Origin of the sequence: Prauserella sediminis (assembly GCF_014195435.1) — a bacterium.
GTDB classification, from domain to species: domain Bacteria; phylum Actinomycetota; class Actinomycetes; order Mycobacteriales; family Pseudonocardiaceae; genus Prauserella; species Prauserella salsuginis.
On record NZ_JACIBS010000001.1, the window covers coordinates 634,538 to 649,893 of the forward strand.

The following is a 15,356-nucleotide window of genomic DNA, read 5'->3' on the forward strand; positions in this document are numbered from 1 at the left end:
CCACGTGGTGGACCCTGGAGGGTGTGACCATGGACTTCGCCGATCACGAGACGGGCCAGGGGTGGCTGCTGCTCGTCTACCGAGTTCCCCGTGAACCCACGCGGTTGCGCGCGAGCGTGTGGCGGAAGCTGAAGAGCACCGGCGCGGTCTACCTGCAGAACTCGGTGGCCGTGCTGCCCGAGTCGCCCACTCACGAACGGTCGCTGCGTTCGTTGCGCAAGCACATCGAGGAGCTGGGCGGCTCTGCGCAGCTGATGCGCTGTGACGTGCTGGCCGGCAATCCTGACGTCGTCGCGACCTACAACGCCGCGCGGGACGAGGAGTACGAGGAGATCGTCGACCGTTGTCGCGGCTTCCTGGCCGAGATCGAGAAGGAGACGACGGCCGAGAAGTTCACCTACGCGGAGTTGGAAGAAAACGATGAGGACCTCGCCAAGCTCCGGGGCTGGTTCGACAAGGTCCGGCTCCGGGACTCGCTGGGCGCCGGCCGCAGGGCCGAGGCCGAGACGGCCTTGCAGGACTGCGTCGCGGCGCTCGACGTCTTCGCCAACAAGGTCTATCTCGCCGAGGACGGCCCATAAGCACAGAACGCCAGCCCGGAGCGCCGCACCGCGGGCGCCGCTGGGGACGAGCCACGGCTCCCGAGCCGACGCGCTCGCCAACAGCTCTGGTCGGCGCGCTCACCGGTGAGATCGCCCTGCCGCACAGAACGACCCGGCTCAGTCAGGCTCTTCCGCCGCCAAAGCACGTGCCTCGTCCGCTTGGATCTCCGCGGCTCGACGTTGATACTCCGCGATCAGGGCCAGGTCCTTCGTCGTGTACTCGGCTTGGAGCTGGCCGAGGCGAGTCATCAAGCCGACGAAGAGCTGGCCGATCCTTGCGGCACCCTCCTCCGTGGCGACGATCGCGACCTTGCGTCCATCGCTGGGATGCGGCTCACGAGTGATGTAGCCCTTGGACTCCAGACGGTCCAGCACATCGCTGATGGAGTTCTTGGCCATCCCGGTGTGCTCGGCGAGTTCACCCACCGATGGGTGGCCGTGCCTGCGCACGAGCTCCAGCACCTTCTCCTCGGTCGTACCGAGACCGACGCGTCGGGACAGGTTCGTGTGGAAAAGGATCATCGCCGTGCTCTGGTGACGACCAGCGTCGGCCACCGCTCGAAGCGCCTCCGCCCGAGCAGGGTCCTCCTCGGTTGACCGGCTCATGGCACCATGCTACCTTTCAATCGTTCGGACGAACGAACTATCTCATCGATTCGGGAACTCCATGAAGATTCTTATTGTCGGAGGCGGTATCGCCGGATCGACACTTGGGTACGCGCTGCGCAACGCCGGTCTCGACGCCAGCGTCATCGAGGTGCGTTCCGACCTCGACGACACCGGGGGCGCGTTCTTGACGTTGGCGCCCAACGGGATCAATGCGCTGCGCGCGATCGGCCTCGGTGATGTGCCGGAGGCTTCCGGTGGCTTCGAGCTGACGGGGCTGGACTTCCACAACGCCCGTGGGCGCCGTATCGCAGAACTGGCCGGCGAAGGTGATCTCCGAGTGTACGGCGCACGCAGCGTTGTCGTGCGACGAGCCCGGCTGCATGCGGCGCTGGCCTCTCGGGCACGGGAGTCCGGTGCAGAGTTTCTGTTCGATGCACGGCTGGTCGCGCTGCGCCCGTTGCCCGAAGGGTGGCGCGGAGTCCTCGACGACGGCCGTACGGTGGACGCCGACGTCGTGATCGGCGCGGATGGGATCTGGTCGACCGTTCGTCGGCTCATCTGGTCGGACGCGCCGGCCCCGTCGTACACCGGCGTCGTGGACTGTGGCGGCTGGGCGAAGGTCGATCTGCCCGACAGCGACCGGCAGCAGATGCACTTCGGCCATCAGGCGTTCTTCGGCTACGCCGTCAAGAACGCCATGGCGTACTGGTTCACCAACGTGCCGCGCGAAGACACGCCCGGCCGCTCGGAACTGGACGAGCTTGACCAGGACGCATGGATGGCCACGATCCGCCGGCTCCACGCACGAGACCCGGAACCAGTACGCGCGGTGCTGGCGGCAGCTCATGGGTCGCTCGGTGCCTGGCCCGTCTACGACATGCCGGAGCTTGACGCGTGGAACACCGCCACCGTGTGCCTGATCGGTGACGCCGCGCATGCGGTGAGTCCCTCCAGCGGACAGGGCGCGAGCCTGGCGATCGAGGACGCCGTCACGCTCGCTGCCTACCTGCGAGACGAACGGGGCGCAGACGCAGCATTCACCTGCTTCGTCCGGGAACGGAAGGAGCGTGCGGAGAAGATCGTGCGCTTCGGGCGCCGGATCGGTGACCGCAAGATCTCCTCCACCGCCGGCAACCTCTTCCGCGACCTCACACTCGCCATGTTTCTGCGCATGGGCGCCAAGTCCACCAAGGAGCAGTACCGCTACCGCGTTCCCACACAACCGGAACCCCCGACGACCATCACCCCGGGAGCGGAGAATGCCTGAGCAATCGGCCTTCACCGCACGACTGGTCAGGATCGACCACGCGCTGTTCCTCACCGGCGCGCTCGTCCATCTGATCCTGGTGTGCATTCAGCCCTTCCTGGCCGGCTGGAGTCTCGACGGCGACGGCAACGCCTTCGATTGGCACGGCGTCAACGGATCGATCATCCTCACCATCTCGATGATCCTGATCCCCGTGAGCGTCCTGTGGTGGCGCCCGGGACGGGGAACGCCATGGGCACCCGCACTCGTCGTCCTCCTCTTCGCCGCCGAGACCTTCCAGCTCGGCATGGGATACGCCGACATCCTCGTCGTCCACATCCCGCTCGGCGTCGGCATCGTTCTCGGCTCGTTCGTCCTCTTCGGCCTGACTCTCGTGCGAAGGCGCCGCACGGTCGCGTCCGGTCCGCAACGGCGGACGGTCTCGTGACCGGCCGTCCTCCCCTTCCGCGGGCTGATCAGCTTCGCGCACGAACGAGCACCCGTGAACCGAGGGATGCGACCCAAGTCCACCACCCGCACCAGCCGTGCAGGCATGGCCGTAGGAAGGCCGACCTATGAACGACTTCCGAGCAGGATTCGACCGCCGGGCATTCCTGAGGCTCACCGCGTTGGGGGTCGGCGCCGGCGCGGCCGTCACCCTGACCGGTTGCAGCATCTTCGACTCGCGCGACTCGATCGACACGGTCGGTCAGGTCGACTTCCGCAACCGGCTTCACATCCCGCCGCTGGCCGAGTCGACCCGTCAGGACGGGACCACGGTCTTCGACCTGACGGCACAAGCCGGGCGATCCGCCGTCGTGCCCGGCGGCGAAGCCGACACCTGGGGGATCAACGGACCATTGCTCGGGCCGACGTTGCGTGCCAAACGTGGAGCGCAGGTCCAGATCAACGTCACCAACGAACTCGACGAGGCCACCACCCTTCACTGGCACGGCATGCATCTTCCCGCTGCCGCCGACGGCGGCCCGCACCAGATGATCGAGCCCGGCGACGTCTGGTCGCCGTCCTGGCGGATCAACCAGCCCGCCGCCACTCTCTGGTACCACCCGCACCCCCACGGCCAGACCGAACGCCATGTCTATCGTGGGATGGGCGGCTTGTTCATCATCGACGACGAGCACGAGGCCAGGCTCGATCTGCTGCGCGAGTACGGCGTCGACGACATCCCGGTCATCGTCCAGGACAAGACCTTCGACGAGCACGGCCGACTCGTGGAGACGTCCCGTCGCGACAACGGCATGATCGGCGACACCATCCTGGTCAACGGCACCGCCGGCCCCGTCCTCGACATCACCGCCCGACGCACCAGACTCCGGGTACTCAACGCCTCCACCGCTCGGAGCTACTCCTTCGGGTTCTCCGACGACCGCGAGTTCTCCATGATCGCCAGCGACGGCGGCCTACTGCGCGAACCTGTCGCGCTGACCCGAATGCTGCTCACCCCGGGCGAACGTGCCGAGATCATCGTCGAGATGACCCCGAACGACACCACGACCTTGCGTTCCTACCCCCAAGACCTCGGCCTGTCGGAGGGCCGCAGTCGCAGCACCGGTGCCACCGACACCCTCGACATCCTGCTGCTCCAAGCAGGCGGACAACTCCTGCCCTCGGCTCCCGTTCCCGCACGACTCGCGACCATCGAGCCTCTCGACGAATCCACCGCCGCCGAGACCCGCGAGTTCGAACTGCGCAACAACCGGATCAACGGCGAGTCGATGGACATGAACCGCATCGACGACGTCGTCACCATCGACACCACAGAGGTCTGGGAGGTCTGGAACGGCCACGGGCAGCCCCACAACTTCCACGTCCACGACGTCCAGTTCCAGATCCTCGATATCGACGGCCGGGACCCCTCACCGGAACTGTCGGGCTGGAAGGACACCGTCTACCTGCCGCCCGACGTCCGGTTCCGCCTGATCATGCGCTTCACCGAGTACACTGACCCGGACGTGCCGTACATGTACCACTGCCACCTGCTGTGGCACGAGGACGAAGGCATGATGGGACAGTTCGTCGTCGTCGAACGAGGCCAGGAACCAGGCGCTGTGGACGGCGACCACGACCACTGACCATGAACGGCGCAGGTGCGCCGAGCCACCGCTCAGAGCATTCGCGCGGAGGCGCAGACAACCCCACTGTCTCCACGACGGATCATCCCAGCCGCGCGCGAGACGACGGAGAACGAACGCCAACGCTCTCAACTGGAGCCAGAACGGCGAAAATGCCCGAGCCCTTGCCAAGGGGATCGTTGGCAAGGGCTCGGGTCTTGTGCTGAGGGTGGAGCTAAGGGGATTCGAACCCCTGACCTTCTCACTGCCAGTGAGACGCGCTACCAACTGCGCCATAGCCCCGTATGTGTTCGCGGCTCTCACCGCTGCCTGTGCGAAATAATGTACCCCATCGCCCCAAGGCCTCCACACAGGGGGTCCCGTACGGGTCCGCGCCGAGTCGCGGCCGTCCGTCAGACCTCGTCGCGCAGGTGGGCGCTGATCGGGAGCACGAGCGGGGTGCCGGCGACCGGGTCGGACACCACCTTCGCGTCGAGGCCGAAAACGTCGGAGAGCAGCTCCTCGGTGAGCACCTCGCCCGGTTTGCCCTGCGACACGATCCGGCCGTCGTGCATGGCGACGAGCGTGTCGGCGTAGCGGGCCGCGAGGTTGAGGTCGTGGAGCACCATCACCACCGTCGTGCCGCGTTCGGTGTGCAGGCGATACACGAGGTCGAGCACATCCACCTGGTGGGCCAGGTCGAGGTAGGTGATGGGCTCGTCGAGCAGCAGCAGCGACGTCTGCTGCGCGAGCGTCATCGAGATCCACGCCCGCTGCCGCTGGCCGCCGGAGAGTTCGTCGACGGGCCGCTCGGCGAACGAACTCATCCCGGTGACCGACAGTGCGTACGCGACGGCCTCCTCGTCGCCGGCCGACCACTGCCGGTACCAGTGCTGGTGCGGCTGCCTGCCCCTGGCCACGAGATCTCCGACGGTGAGTCCCGCCGGGGCGCTCGGGGTCTGCGGCAGCACCCCGACGGTCCTGGCCACGTCCCTGGTCGGGAGCTTGTCGATGCGCTTGCCGTCGAGCAGGACCGATCCGCCGCGTGGGCGCAGCAACCGTCCCATGCCGCGCAGCAGTGTCGACTTGCCGCAGCCGTTGGGCCCGATGATCACGGTGACGGATTCGTCGGCGACGTCGAAGTCGAGTCCGTCGACGACGATCCGCTCGTCGTAGCCGAGCCGGACGTGCTCGGCCTGCAGTCGGGGTCGGGTCACGCGCGGGCCTCCTTGCGCGTTCGCAGGAACAGGAAGATCAGATACGGCGCACCGAGAATCGCCGTGAGCACACCGACCGGCAGGCCGGGGGTCACGGTCCGCACGGCGAGGTCGGCACCCACGGTCAACAGTGCCCCCAGGACCATCGAGCCGACGATCGGCGGCTGGGGGCTGCGGACGAGCCGCAGCGCGATCTGCGGCGTCGCCAGTGCGACGAACGTGATCGGGCCGGCCACGGCGGTCGCCACGGCGGCAAGTGCCACGGCCAGCAGCAGCACCACGGCGCGCGTCCGGTCGACCCGGATGCCGAGGCCACGTGCCGTGTCGTCGCCGAACTGCAGGCCACCGAGGGTGTGCACACCGGCGATCGTCACCGGGACCAGCAGCACCAGCGCCAGCGCCAGCGGCCCGATCGACTCCCAACCGACGCCGGCCAGGTTGCCGACGATCCACGTCGTCGCGCGCGTGGCGTCGTCGACGTCACCCACGGTCAGCAGCCAGTACACGACGTTGTGGCCGATCGCGGCCAGCCCGATCCCGACCAGCACCATCCGGTAGCTGTCCAGCCCCCGCCGCCACGCGAGCGCGTACAGCAACAGTCCCGCGACCAGGCCACCTGCCAGTCCCGCCAGCGGCACGCCGAGTTCGGCGACGACACCGCTCACCTGCCCGGCCGAACCGCCGATCACGATCACCGACACCGCCCCGACACCGGCGCCCCATGTGATGCCGAGAATGTCCGGGCTGGCCAGTGGGTTCCGCGCCACGGTCTGGAACAGCGCCCCTGCCAATCCGAACGCCGCGCCGACGAGCACACCCGCCAGGGTGCGGGGCAGCCGCAGGTCGAAGATGATGCCCGTCTCGGCGTGGTCGCCGCCGCCCGCGAGGGTGCGCAGCACGTCGAACACCGCGATGTCCGAACTGCCGCGCCCGATGTTCAACGCCGCCACCAGCACGAGCAGCACCAGGCACACCGCAGGAACGAGTGCCGACCGCGGCCGCAGCGACCACGCCAGCCGGCCGAGGCGCACCTGCTTGCGCCCTGGAACGGACTCGATGTCCCGAACCGCACTCATATTTTGCTCAGCCCCCGCCGCCGGACCAGATAGATGAAACCGGGCGCGCCGACCGCGGCCAGCAGGATGCCGACCTCCAGCGTGTCACCCGCGACGAGCCGGCCGAGCACGTCGGCGAGGAGCACCAGCACGGCACCGAGCAGCGCCGCGCACGGCACGAGCCACCGGTAGTCGGGACCGGTGACCACCCGCGCCATGTGCGGTACGAGCAGCCCCACGAACGCGATCGGCCCGCACGCCGACACCGCGGCACCGACGAGCAGCGTGATCGCGGCGATACCGAGCAGCCGGGTGCGGCCCACGTGGCGGCCGAGCGCGGTCGACACGTCCTCGCCCAGCGCCAGACTGTTCAACCCGGGTGTGTTCGCCAGCGCCAGCACGAAGCCCGCGATCAGGAACGGGGCCAGCTGCCCCGCCACGGCCAGCTCCCGGCCCGCGATCGACCCCACGTGCCAGAACCGGTAGGTGTCCATGCCTTGGCGGTCGCTGAGGACGATGGCCGAGATCAGCCCGTACAGCAGGGCGCTGACGGCGGCACCCGCGAGCGCGAGTGTGACCGGCGTCGCACCGCCGCGTACGGTGCCGAGCACGAACACCAGCACCGCGGCGATCAGCGCGCCGGCGAAGCCGAACCAGATGTAGCCGCCGAGCGCCGTGACGTCGAACACGACCACGGCGGTGACGACGCCGAGCGCCGCGCCCTGGTTGACCCCGAGCAGCCCGGGGTCGGCGAGCGGATTGCGGGTGTGGCCCTGCATCAGCGCGCCGCCCGCACCGAGCGCGAGTCCGGCGAGGATGCCGAGGACCGTGCGTGGCACGCGCAGCGACCGCACGATGATGTCGTCCTCACCACCGGCGGGCGCGACCAGCGCCTGCCACACCGCATCCAGTGGCACCGGGTGAGCGCCGTAGGCCAGGCTCGCCGCTGCGGCGACGACCAGCGCCCCTGCCAGGGCGGCCAGGCTCAGCAGTCGCCGGGTGCGCCGCCGATGCAGCGCACGCCGGCCTGCCGGGGCCGGCTCCGCCGCGAGCGTGGCGTTCATCTCGTCCGCTCCTGAAATCGTCGCGCTGCCCCTTCCGCACGGGGCGACGCTCGTTTATGGTCTCGAAGCTCGTTAGGGAAGCCTAACCGAAACAGAAAGGTGGGCAATGATGCTCTTGTCTCATCGACGGCGCACGGCCGTCACGGCCGCGACCCTCGGACTCGCGGCATGCCTGGGCCTGACCGCGTGCGCGTCGGAGGAAAGCACACCGTCGAACGGCCAGGGGCAGTCAGGGTTCCCCCGCACCGTTTCCGACGCCATGGGCGAGACCACCATCGAGAGTGAGCCGCAGACCGTCGCGGCACTGGACTCGAGCTTCGCCGATGCGGCCGCCGCACTCGAAACCGAGGTCGTGGCCTACACGCAGTACCCGTCGTCGGACGGCGTGCCCGAGTACCTCGGCGACGACAGCCGCTACCTGGAAGGCGGCAAGCAGATCGGTGAGCTCGACTCCCCCGACGTCGAGGCGCTGTACGACATCGCGCCGGACCTGATCGTGTCGGCGAAGATCCGCCACGAACAGATCCACTCGAAGCTGTCCAATGTGGCCCCGACCGTGTTCAGCGAGTCGACCGGCGCCACGTGGAAGGAGAACATCCGCCTGCTGGCCGAAGCCCTCGGCAAGGAGGAGCTGGCCGAACAGAAGATCAGCGCCTACGAGCAGCGGGCCAAGGCGATCGGCGAGGCGATCAAGAAGAAGGAGGGCAAGACGCCCACCTACTCGCTCGTGCGGTTCATCGAGGGCGAGCAGACCGTGCGCCTGTACGCGAGCGACTCCTTCCCCGCGATCGTCATGCGTGACGTCGGTCTCGAGCGCCCCGAAGGACAACCGGACACGAAGGACGAGATCAACGTCGACGTCAGCCAGGAGGACATCGGCAAGCTCGACGCCGACCGCGTGTTCGTCTCCTCCTACGCCGATCCCACGCAGCAGGCCGCGGATCCGCGCGAGAAGTTCGAGTCGAACCCGCTGTGGGACCGCCTCTCCGGCGAGCTCACCGACGTCGACGACGAAACCTGGTACGTCTCGGTGAGCCTGCAGGGCGCGCACGCCATGCTCGACGACATCGCCGAGCAGTACGGCGTCGACCCGGCCCGCGGCTGATCCGGCGAGCCGGGGTGGGCAGGTTCACTCGCCCGCCCCGGCTCCGCTCGCCGGCGCGCCGCGCGTGCGGCGCGCCGGCGGGCACGTCAGCTGTCGCCCGCCGAGGTGATCCGGTCCAGCCAGTTGTCGTCCAGCTCCACGATCTTCCCCTTGTGCGTGACGGTCGGCGTGCTGAAGCCCTTGCCCTGCGGGCCTTCCTGCATGAGGTCCGGGTTGCTGGCGGTCTTGTTGAACTCCGACGTCAACTCGTCGTCGTACTTACCGTTCCGGACGCCCTTGACGAACGCGTCACTGGCGATGCCGAGGTCCCTGCCCAGCCGGATGAGCTGGTCGTCACCGTAACCGCGGCCGCCCTCGGCGGGCTGGTTCTGGAACAGGCTGTCGTGGAAGGCCGTAAACTCACCCTCGTCCGCGGCCAACAACGAGGCGTTCGCCGCGTCAAGCGAGTACCCGGGCGGGTCCGACGCCTCGACGAGCATCGGTACCGGGTGCGTCCGCACCAGCAGCGAACCGTCGTTGACCTTCTGCTGGATCTGCTCACCGAACCGTTCGTAGAACGATCCGCAGGCCGGGCAGAGGAAGTCGGCGTAGACGTCGATCGTCGCGGGCGCGTCCGGGTTGCCGGTCTCGACAACGACGCCGTCCCGCTTCTCCGGGTACTGCGACTCGGCGGGCTGCGCCACCGGAATCGTCTGTCCCTGGGTCTCGTTCTTCGACGCGTTCGTCCACAGCACACCGCCGACGACCACGGCGATGACCACCACGACGACGCCGACGATCAGGCCGACCCGCTTGCCGCCCATGCCTGCCGTGCCTCGCGCCTGGGCCACGACGTTCTTGCCCTGCTGCTGCTGTTGTTGCTGCCGCCGCTTACGCGCGTTGCGTTCCGCTCCGCCCACTGGGGTCCTTCCTCGCGTTTCGTCCCCTTCTAGGCTACGTAAACCGGGTAAAACCCCTGTCCAGGGAGGCGTGCATGCAGGTGCCGGAGCTGCCGGAACTGCCTGCCGGAGCGGTCGCGGGCGACGTCTGCACCGCGCTGGCGGCCGACGGCGCGGCGGTGCTCGTCGCACCGCCCGGCACGGGCAAGACGACGCTGATACCGCTCGCGCTGGCGCAGGCGTTCGACGAGCAGGGAACGGCGGGGCGCATCGTCGTCGCCGAGCCCCGCCGGCTGGCCGCGCGGGCGGCCGCGAACCGGATGGCCGCGCTGCTGGACGAACCGGTCGGCGAGACCGTCGGGTACGCGGTGCGCGGCGACCGCAGGACGTCGGCGCGCACGCGCATCGAGGTGGTCACGACGGGGCTGCTGGTACGGCGGGTGCAGCGCGATCCGGAGCTGCCCGGCGTCGCCGCGGTGATGCTCGACGAGTGTCACGAACGCCACCTCGACGCGGACCTGTTGCTCGCGCTGCTGCTCGACGTGCGCGCGGGCCTGCGCGACGAGCTGCGCCTGCTGGCGACGTCGGCGACCGTCGCCTCGGACCGGCTCGCCGCGCTGCTCGGCGACTGCTCCGTGATCACAGCCGACGCGCGGACCCACCCCGTGGACGTGCGGTACTCGCCTCCCGTACGCGGCGAACGTCTCGACGCCTGCGTCGCCCGGATGATCACCACGGCACTGGCCGAGACCGACGGGGACGTGCTGGCGTTCCTGCCCGGCGCGGCGGAGATCGGCCGGGTCACGCGGACGCTCGACCTGCCCGGCGTCGACGTCCTGCCGCTGCACGGCAGGCTCTCGGCCGCCCGCCAGGATGCCGCGCTGACCGAGGGACCACGGCGGCGCGTCGTGCTGGCCACCGCGGTCGCCGAATCGAGCCTCACCGTGCCCGGGGTGCGCGCCGTCGTCGACTCCGGATTGTCGCGGGTACCGCGGGTCGACCACCGCCGCGGGCTTTCCGGGCTCGTCACCGTGCGTTCCCCCAGGGCGATCGCGCAGCAGCGGGCGGGCCGCGCCGGCAGGCAGGCGCCGGGCGTGGCGTATCGCTGCTGGCCCGAGTACGAGACGTCGAGTCTGCCCGCCTACCCCGAGCCCGAGATCCGCACCGCCGAGCTGGCGCGCCTTGCGCTGGAGCTGGCGTGCTGGTCCACACCCGACGGACGCGGGCTGTCGTGGTGGGACCCGCCGCCGGAAGGCGCGCTGACCGCCGGCGCCGAGCTGCTGCGCACCCTCGGGGCGATCGCCGCCGACGGCACCGTGACGGCACGTGGCGCCCGGCTCGCCGACGTCGGCCTGCATCCGCGGCTCGCGCGGGCGCTGCTTGACGGTGCCGACGAGACGGGCGCCGACGTGGCCGCCGAGGTCGTGGCGCTGCTCGACTCCGGGACTGGGAGTGCCGTCGACGTCGAGGAGGCACTCCGGGAGCTGCGACGGTCCCGCTCGACCGAAGCCTCCAGGCTGCACCGCGAAGCACGCCGCCTGGCCGGATTGGCGGGGTCGGCCGGGCGTTCGGGACGGAACGGACCGGGACGGAGCGCGGCGGAGGATGCCGCCGCGGTCGTGGCGCTCGCCTACCCGGAACGGCTCGCCCGCAGACGGGACGCGTCGTCGCAGGTGTATCTCATGGCGGGCGGCACCGCGGTGGAACTGCCGTCCGGCAGCGGCCTGGCCGATGCGGAATGGCTGGCCGTCGCCGACGCCACCCGGGAACCCGGCCGGCCCCACGGCGTCGTGCGGCTGGCGGCGCGGGCCGACGAGCAGCTGGCCACCCGCATCGCGGCCACGCTGCTGACCGAGTCCGACGAGGTCACGTGGACGGGCGGGGACGTGGTGGCCCGATCGGTGCGGGCGCTCGGCGCCATCACCCTCGCCGAACACCGGTTGTCCGACCCCGACCCGCGGCGCGTCCGGGAGGCCCTGCTCGACGGACTGCGCGACGAGGAGCTCGGCGTGCTGACGTGGTCCGACGGTGCCGTACGCCTCCGGCAGCGGCTGGCCTTCCTGCACGCTCGACTGGGCGAACCGTGGCCGGACGTCGGCGACGACGCCCTGCTGGCCCGCGCCGACGAATGGCTCGAACCGGAGCTGTCGGCCGCGCGCAGCAGAGCCGATCTGGCCCGCATCGACACGGCGTCGGCACTGCGCAGACTGGTGCCGTGGCAGGAAGCACGCAAGCTCGACGAACTCGCCCCGGAACGCATCGACGTGCCGTCCGGCTCCAGCGTCCGCGTGGACTACTCCGGTGACGACCCCGTGCTCGCGGTGAAACTCCAGGAGACCTTCGGCTGGCGCGCCACGCCGCGGATCGCCGGCGGGACGGTGCCCGTCGTGCTGCACCTGCTCTCCCCCGCGGGCAGACCCGCCGCCGTGACGTCCGATGTGGACTCGTTCTGGGACTCCGGCTACGCCTCGGTGCGCGCCGAACTGCGCGGCCGGTACCCGAAACACCCGTGGCCCGACGACCCGCGCACCGCCACCCCGACCCGCGGGACGAAACGCAGGACGTGACCGCGCCGGCCCGTTCGGACGCTCACCGGCCACGCGGCCGGCTCCCGCAGCGGCAGGACCGGCTCCGCCGTGGCAGGACCGTCGACACCCGCGGCGGACGTTCTCAGCTGTAGAGCGACCGCTCCGGCCGGGCCGGCAACTGCTCGGCGAGCTCGGGATCGTCCTTCTCGTGCAGTCCGAGCGTGACGGCTTCGCGGATCTGCTGCCGGTTCTCCCGCACGACCTCGGCGAAGAAGTGGTCGATCCGCTCGTCGGCGAGCACCTCCAGCACGATGCGGATCACCGTGTCGGTCACCGAGTGGACGACCTCGTCGTGGAACGGCAGTCGCGAGAACCGGCCCGCCTGCGGGTCGTTCCTGAGCTTCTCGGTGACGATCTCGCGCAGCATGTCCTGGTTCTGAGCCAGGGACCGCGCGAGGTTCTCCGGATAGTTGCCGGTCTCGAGGACCTTCACCACCTCGTCGAGCACGACGACGGTGATGGGCTTCTTGATGGACTGCACGATCGTCGTCGAATACCGCTCGACGAGCTTCTGCGTGAACCGTTCCCCGAAGGCGCGATCGGCGGTGCGCGCCAGCCGCACGACCACCACGACGATGCGCAGCAGCCGGAAACCACGCAGCGCCGGGTGGGCGATCGGGATCATGCCGAGGATCTCGTACCACCCGCGGACCGGGAACATCTTGTCCCAGCTTGCCTTGTGCCAGCGCCACAGGAACTCGACGAGGAACACGCCGCAGATGGCGGTGTCGATGATGAAGATCGTGTGCGTCGTCTCGGCGGAGACGTCGGCGAACAGCAGGTAGCACAGCAGCGCCACGGAGCCGACGGCGAGGACGAGCATCGCCAGGTCGACGAGGCTCGGCCGGCGCCCGGCCTGCGGCGTTCCGGTGGTCATGGCCGCACATTGTGCCACCCGTGATCACTCACAGGCGTGCAACGCGGCCATCACCTCCGCAGTCGGCGGTGATGCCCCGAAAGGCACCCTAGGGGCGCTGGAGCCCCAAAGGTGCCCTTCGGGGCTCCAACCCGCCGGGGCCCCTCATCGATACGCCTGTGCGTGGCTGCGCCCTCACGATCAGGTGGCCGTGGCCCGGATGAACGACAGCACCTGGGGTTGTGACACGGCGTAGGCGGCCTCGTTGACCTCGGCACTGTGACTACGGGTGTCGCTGAAGCCGTGGTGGGCCTCGGGATACAGGTGCACGATGCTGGCGGCACCGCTGCGCGACTGCAGACCGTCCTGCAGCCGGAAGAACGCCTCGTGGGGCACGATCGTGTCCTGCCCGGGGTAGAGCATCATGACCGGCGCGGTGATCCGCGGGGTCTGCTCGAACGGGTCCACCGTGTGGTTGTCCGCGGGCGTGGCGGGCACCGTCGGGTGGTAGGCCACGACGTTCGCCAGCCGCTCGTCCCGCGCACCCAGCAGCAGCGCGAACCGCCCGCCGAGGCAGTAGCCGATCACGCCCACCTTCTCCAGTCCGAGCTCACCGAACATGTGATCCAGCAGCCGCCGCATCTCGGCCAGGCACGTCTCGTCGTCGAGGCCGTTCATCAGCTCGACCATGGTGTCGCGGTCGTGCTCGTCCATGCTCACGCCGTCGAACGGATCCCAGCTCAGTGTCGTCACACCGGCCTCGGCGAGCTCACCCGCGAACTCGCGGACACGCTGTCCGATGCCCGTGATCATCGGCAGCAGCAGCATGCCCGCGCCCGTCGGCTCCGCGGGCCGTGCCAGATACCCGCCCAGGCCGCCGACACCGATCGTCGACGTGTCGATCTCGTGTGCCATAGGTGCGAAACTATCTCTCACCTGCACTGCCTCCCACGGAGGGGACCGATGGCCACGGACCGCACGCTCGCCGAACAGCTCGACGGGCCCCATTTCGACGGCTTGCCCGCCGGCATCGACGCCCTGCCCGACGAGCACAAACAGGTGCTCGCCGACGCACTGCGGCAGGCACGGCGACGACAGGCCGCGGCGTTGCAGGAATCCGCCGACAGCGCGCTGTCGCACATCCCGTTCTTCATCCGGCCGGCCGTGCGCAAGGCGGTGGGACTGTGACCGAAGCTCTCGACCGGCTCGCCGCGCGCGCCGAGATCGTCAAGCTCGCACGGGTGCTCGGCGTTTCCGAGCAGCACCTGGAGTTCCTGCAGGACGTCCCGGCGGCCGACATCCGCACGCTGCGAGACCAGGCGACCGAAACCCTGCACAGCGCGCACCAGTCGGTGCTGCGCAAGCTCGTGTCGGCCAGCGGGATCATCCCGGTTCCGGTGCTGGTGACGCTGGCGCAGAAGGCATTCGGACCACTGCTCAGCGCGCGCCTTGCCGGGCTGCTCGACGGCGACCGCGGCGTGGCGATCGCGCTGAAGTTGCCCGCACCGTTCCTGGCCGACGTCGCGGCGGAGCTCGACCCGCGCAGGGCCGGCCACATCATCTCCGGACTGCCGCCGGACACGGTCGCCGCCGTCAGCAGGGAACTCCGCAGACGGGAGGACTGGATCACCCTCGGCCGGTTCGTCGGCGGCGTGCCTGCCGAGATCGCCGAGGCGGGCCTGGCCGAGCTGAACGAACGCCAGGTCCTCGAGGTCGCGTTCGTCGTCGACGACAAGTCGTCGCTGAGCGCGCTGGTCGAACGACAGCCGGCCGAACGGTGCGCCGCCTACGCCCACGCGGCCGACGAGTACGACCTGTGGCACGCCCTGTTCGACCTGCTCGCCCACCTCGACGACGACCTGCGGGAACGGCTCGTGGCCGCGGGCGTCGGCGAGGACCCGGACCTGAGCGCCCGCGCCCGCGAACGCGCCGCGGAACTCGGCGTCGAGTCCCTGCTGACGTGACGGCCTGCTGACCTGGCGGCCCGGCTCACGGAGAGGCAGTCGCGGACCGGCGCGCCGTCGGGGTTGCCCGGGTGCAGAACACGTGCGGGGAGCGGCCGCC

General features: G+C 69.8%; 15 protein-coding genes and 1 tRNA gene. 8 read left to right on the forward strand and 8 right to left on the reverse strand.

The features are described 5' to 3' along the window. Positions 1–29 precede the first annotated feature (29 nt). A complete protein-coding gene (locus FB384_RS02820; RefSeq protein ID WP_183778897.1) occupies positions 30–581 on the forward strand; it encodes a Chromate resistance protein ChrB in 552 nt (183 codons plus the stop codon). A gap of 138 nt (positions 582–719) precedes the next feature. On the opposite strand, the gene FB384_RS02825 is transcribed toward FB384_RS02820, so the two are convergent. After that, complete coding sequence (locus FB384_RS02825; protein ID WP_183778899.1) at positions 720–1,208, reverse strand: MarR family winged helix-turn-helix transcriptional regulator; 489 nt, start codon at positions 1,206–1,208, stop codon at positions 720–722. Positions 1,209–1,269: 61 nt separating this feature from the next. Between FB384_RS02825 and FB384_RS02830 the strand changes: the two genes are divergently transcribed. From FB384_RS02830 to FB384_RS02840, 3 genes are all read left to right on the forward strand, one after another. Continuing rightward, complete coding sequence (locus FB384_RS02830) at positions 1,270–2,478, forward strand: FAD-dependent oxidoreductase (protein WP_183778901.1); 1,209 nt, start codon at positions 1,270–1,272, stop codon at positions 2,476–2,478. Then, complete coding sequence (locus FB384_RS02835; RefSeq protein ID WP_183778903.1) at positions 2,471–2,905, forward strand: hypothetical protein; 435 nt, start codon at positions 2,471–2,473, stop codon at positions 2,903–2,905. The genes FB384_RS02830 and FB384_RS02835 overlap by 8 nt, the downstream gene beginning before the upstream one ends. Before the next feature lie 127 nt (positions 2,906–3,032). Next, on the forward strand, positions 3,033–4,550 hold the full coding sequence (locus tag FB384_RS02840; RefSeq protein WP_183778905.1) for a multicopper oxidase family protein: 1,518 nt from the start codon (positions 3,033–3,035) through the stop codon (positions 4,548–4,550). Between the two features lie 209 nt (positions 4,551–4,759). On the opposite strand, the gene FB384_RS02845 is transcribed toward FB384_RS02840, so the two are convergent. The 4 genes from FB384_RS02845 to FB384_RS02860 form a co-directional block, all read right to left on the reverse strand. Continuing rightward, positions 4,760–4,832 (reverse strand) — tRNA-Ala (locus tag FB384_RS02845). 110 nt (positions 4,833–4,942) lie between these two features. Next, positions 4,943–5,746 carry an ABC transporter ATP-binding protein gene (locus FB384_RS02850; protein WP_183778907.1) on the reverse strand — a complete coding sequence of 268 codons (804 nt, stop codon included), beginning with the start codon at positions 5,744–5,746 and terminating at the stop codon, positions 4,943–4,945. Beyond that, positions 5,743–6,822 (reverse strand): FecCD family ABC transporter permease, encoded by a 1,080-nt coding sequence (locus tag FB384_RS02855; protein ID WP_183778908.1) that lies wholly within the window; start codon positions 6,820–6,822, stop codon positions 5,743–5,745. The genes FB384_RS02850 and FB384_RS02855 overlap by 4 nt, the downstream gene beginning before the upstream one ends. After that, positions 6,819–7,865, reverse strand: coding sequence for a FecCD family ABC transporter permease (locus tag FB384_RS02860; protein ID WP_183778909.1), 1,047 nt, complete (start codon positions 7,863–7,865; stop codon positions 6,819–6,821). Before FB384_RS02860 ends, FB384_RS02855 begins: the two co-directional genes overlap by 4 nt. Positions 7,866–7,971: 106 nt before the next feature. On the opposite strand from FB384_RS02860, the gene FB384_RS02865 reads away from it, so the two are divergent. Then, positions 7,972–8,970 (forward strand): ABC transporter substrate-binding protein, encoded by a 999-nt coding sequence (locus FB384_RS02865; RefSeq protein WP_183778910.1) that lies wholly within the window; start codon positions 7,972–7,974, stop codon positions 8,968–8,970. Between the two features lie 86 nt (positions 8,971–9,056). On the opposite strand, the gene FB384_RS02870 is transcribed toward FB384_RS02865, so the two are convergent. Then, positions 9,057–9,869 carry a DsbA family protein gene (locus tag FB384_RS02870; RefSeq protein ID WP_183778911.1) on the reverse strand — a complete coding sequence of 271 codons (813 nt, stop codon included), beginning with the start codon at positions 9,867–9,869 and terminating at the stop codon, positions 9,057–9,059. A gap of 74 nt (positions 9,870–9,943) precedes the next feature. On the opposite strand from FB384_RS02870, the gene hrpB reads away from it, so the two are divergent. Beyond that, a complete protein-coding gene (gene hrpB / locus FB384_RS02875; protein ID WP_183778912.1) occupies positions 9,944–12,415 on the forward strand; it encodes an ATP-dependent helicase HrpB in 2,472 nt (823 codons plus the stop codon). Between the two features lie 103 nt (positions 12,416–12,518). Here the strand turns inward: hrpB and FB384_RS02880 are convergent, their stop codons facing one another. Both FB384_RS02880 and FB384_RS02885 read right to left on the reverse strand, forming a co-directional pair. Then, a complete protein-coding gene (locus FB384_RS02880) occupies positions 12,519–13,313 on the reverse strand; it encodes an ion transporter (protein ID WP_183778913.1) in 795 nt (264 codons plus the stop codon). A 180-nt stretch (positions 13,314–13,493) separates the two neighbouring features. Further along, on the reverse strand, positions 13,494–14,207 hold the full coding sequence (locus FB384_RS02885) for a dienelactone hydrolase family protein (RefSeq protein WP_183778914.1): 714 nt from the start codon (positions 14,205–14,207) through the stop codon (positions 13,494–13,496). Positions 14,208–14,255: 48 nt separating this feature from the next. On the opposite strand from FB384_RS02885, the gene FB384_RS02890 reads away from it, so the two are divergent. Next, positions 14,256–14,480: a hypothetical protein gene (locus tag FB384_RS02890; RefSeq protein ID WP_183778916.1), complete on the forward strand. Its 225-nt coding sequence runs from the start codon at positions 14,256–14,258 to the stop codon at positions 14,478–14,480. Further along, the gene (locus FB384_RS02895; protein ID WP_183778918.1) at positions 14,477–15,256 is read left to right on the forward strand and encodes a hypothetical protein; all 780 of its coding nucleotides are present in this window, start codon (positions 14,477–14,479) and stop codon (positions 15,254–15,256) included. Before FB384_RS02890 ends, FB384_RS02895 begins: the two co-directional genes overlap by 4 nt. Positions 15,257–15,356 lie beyond the last annotated feature (100 nt).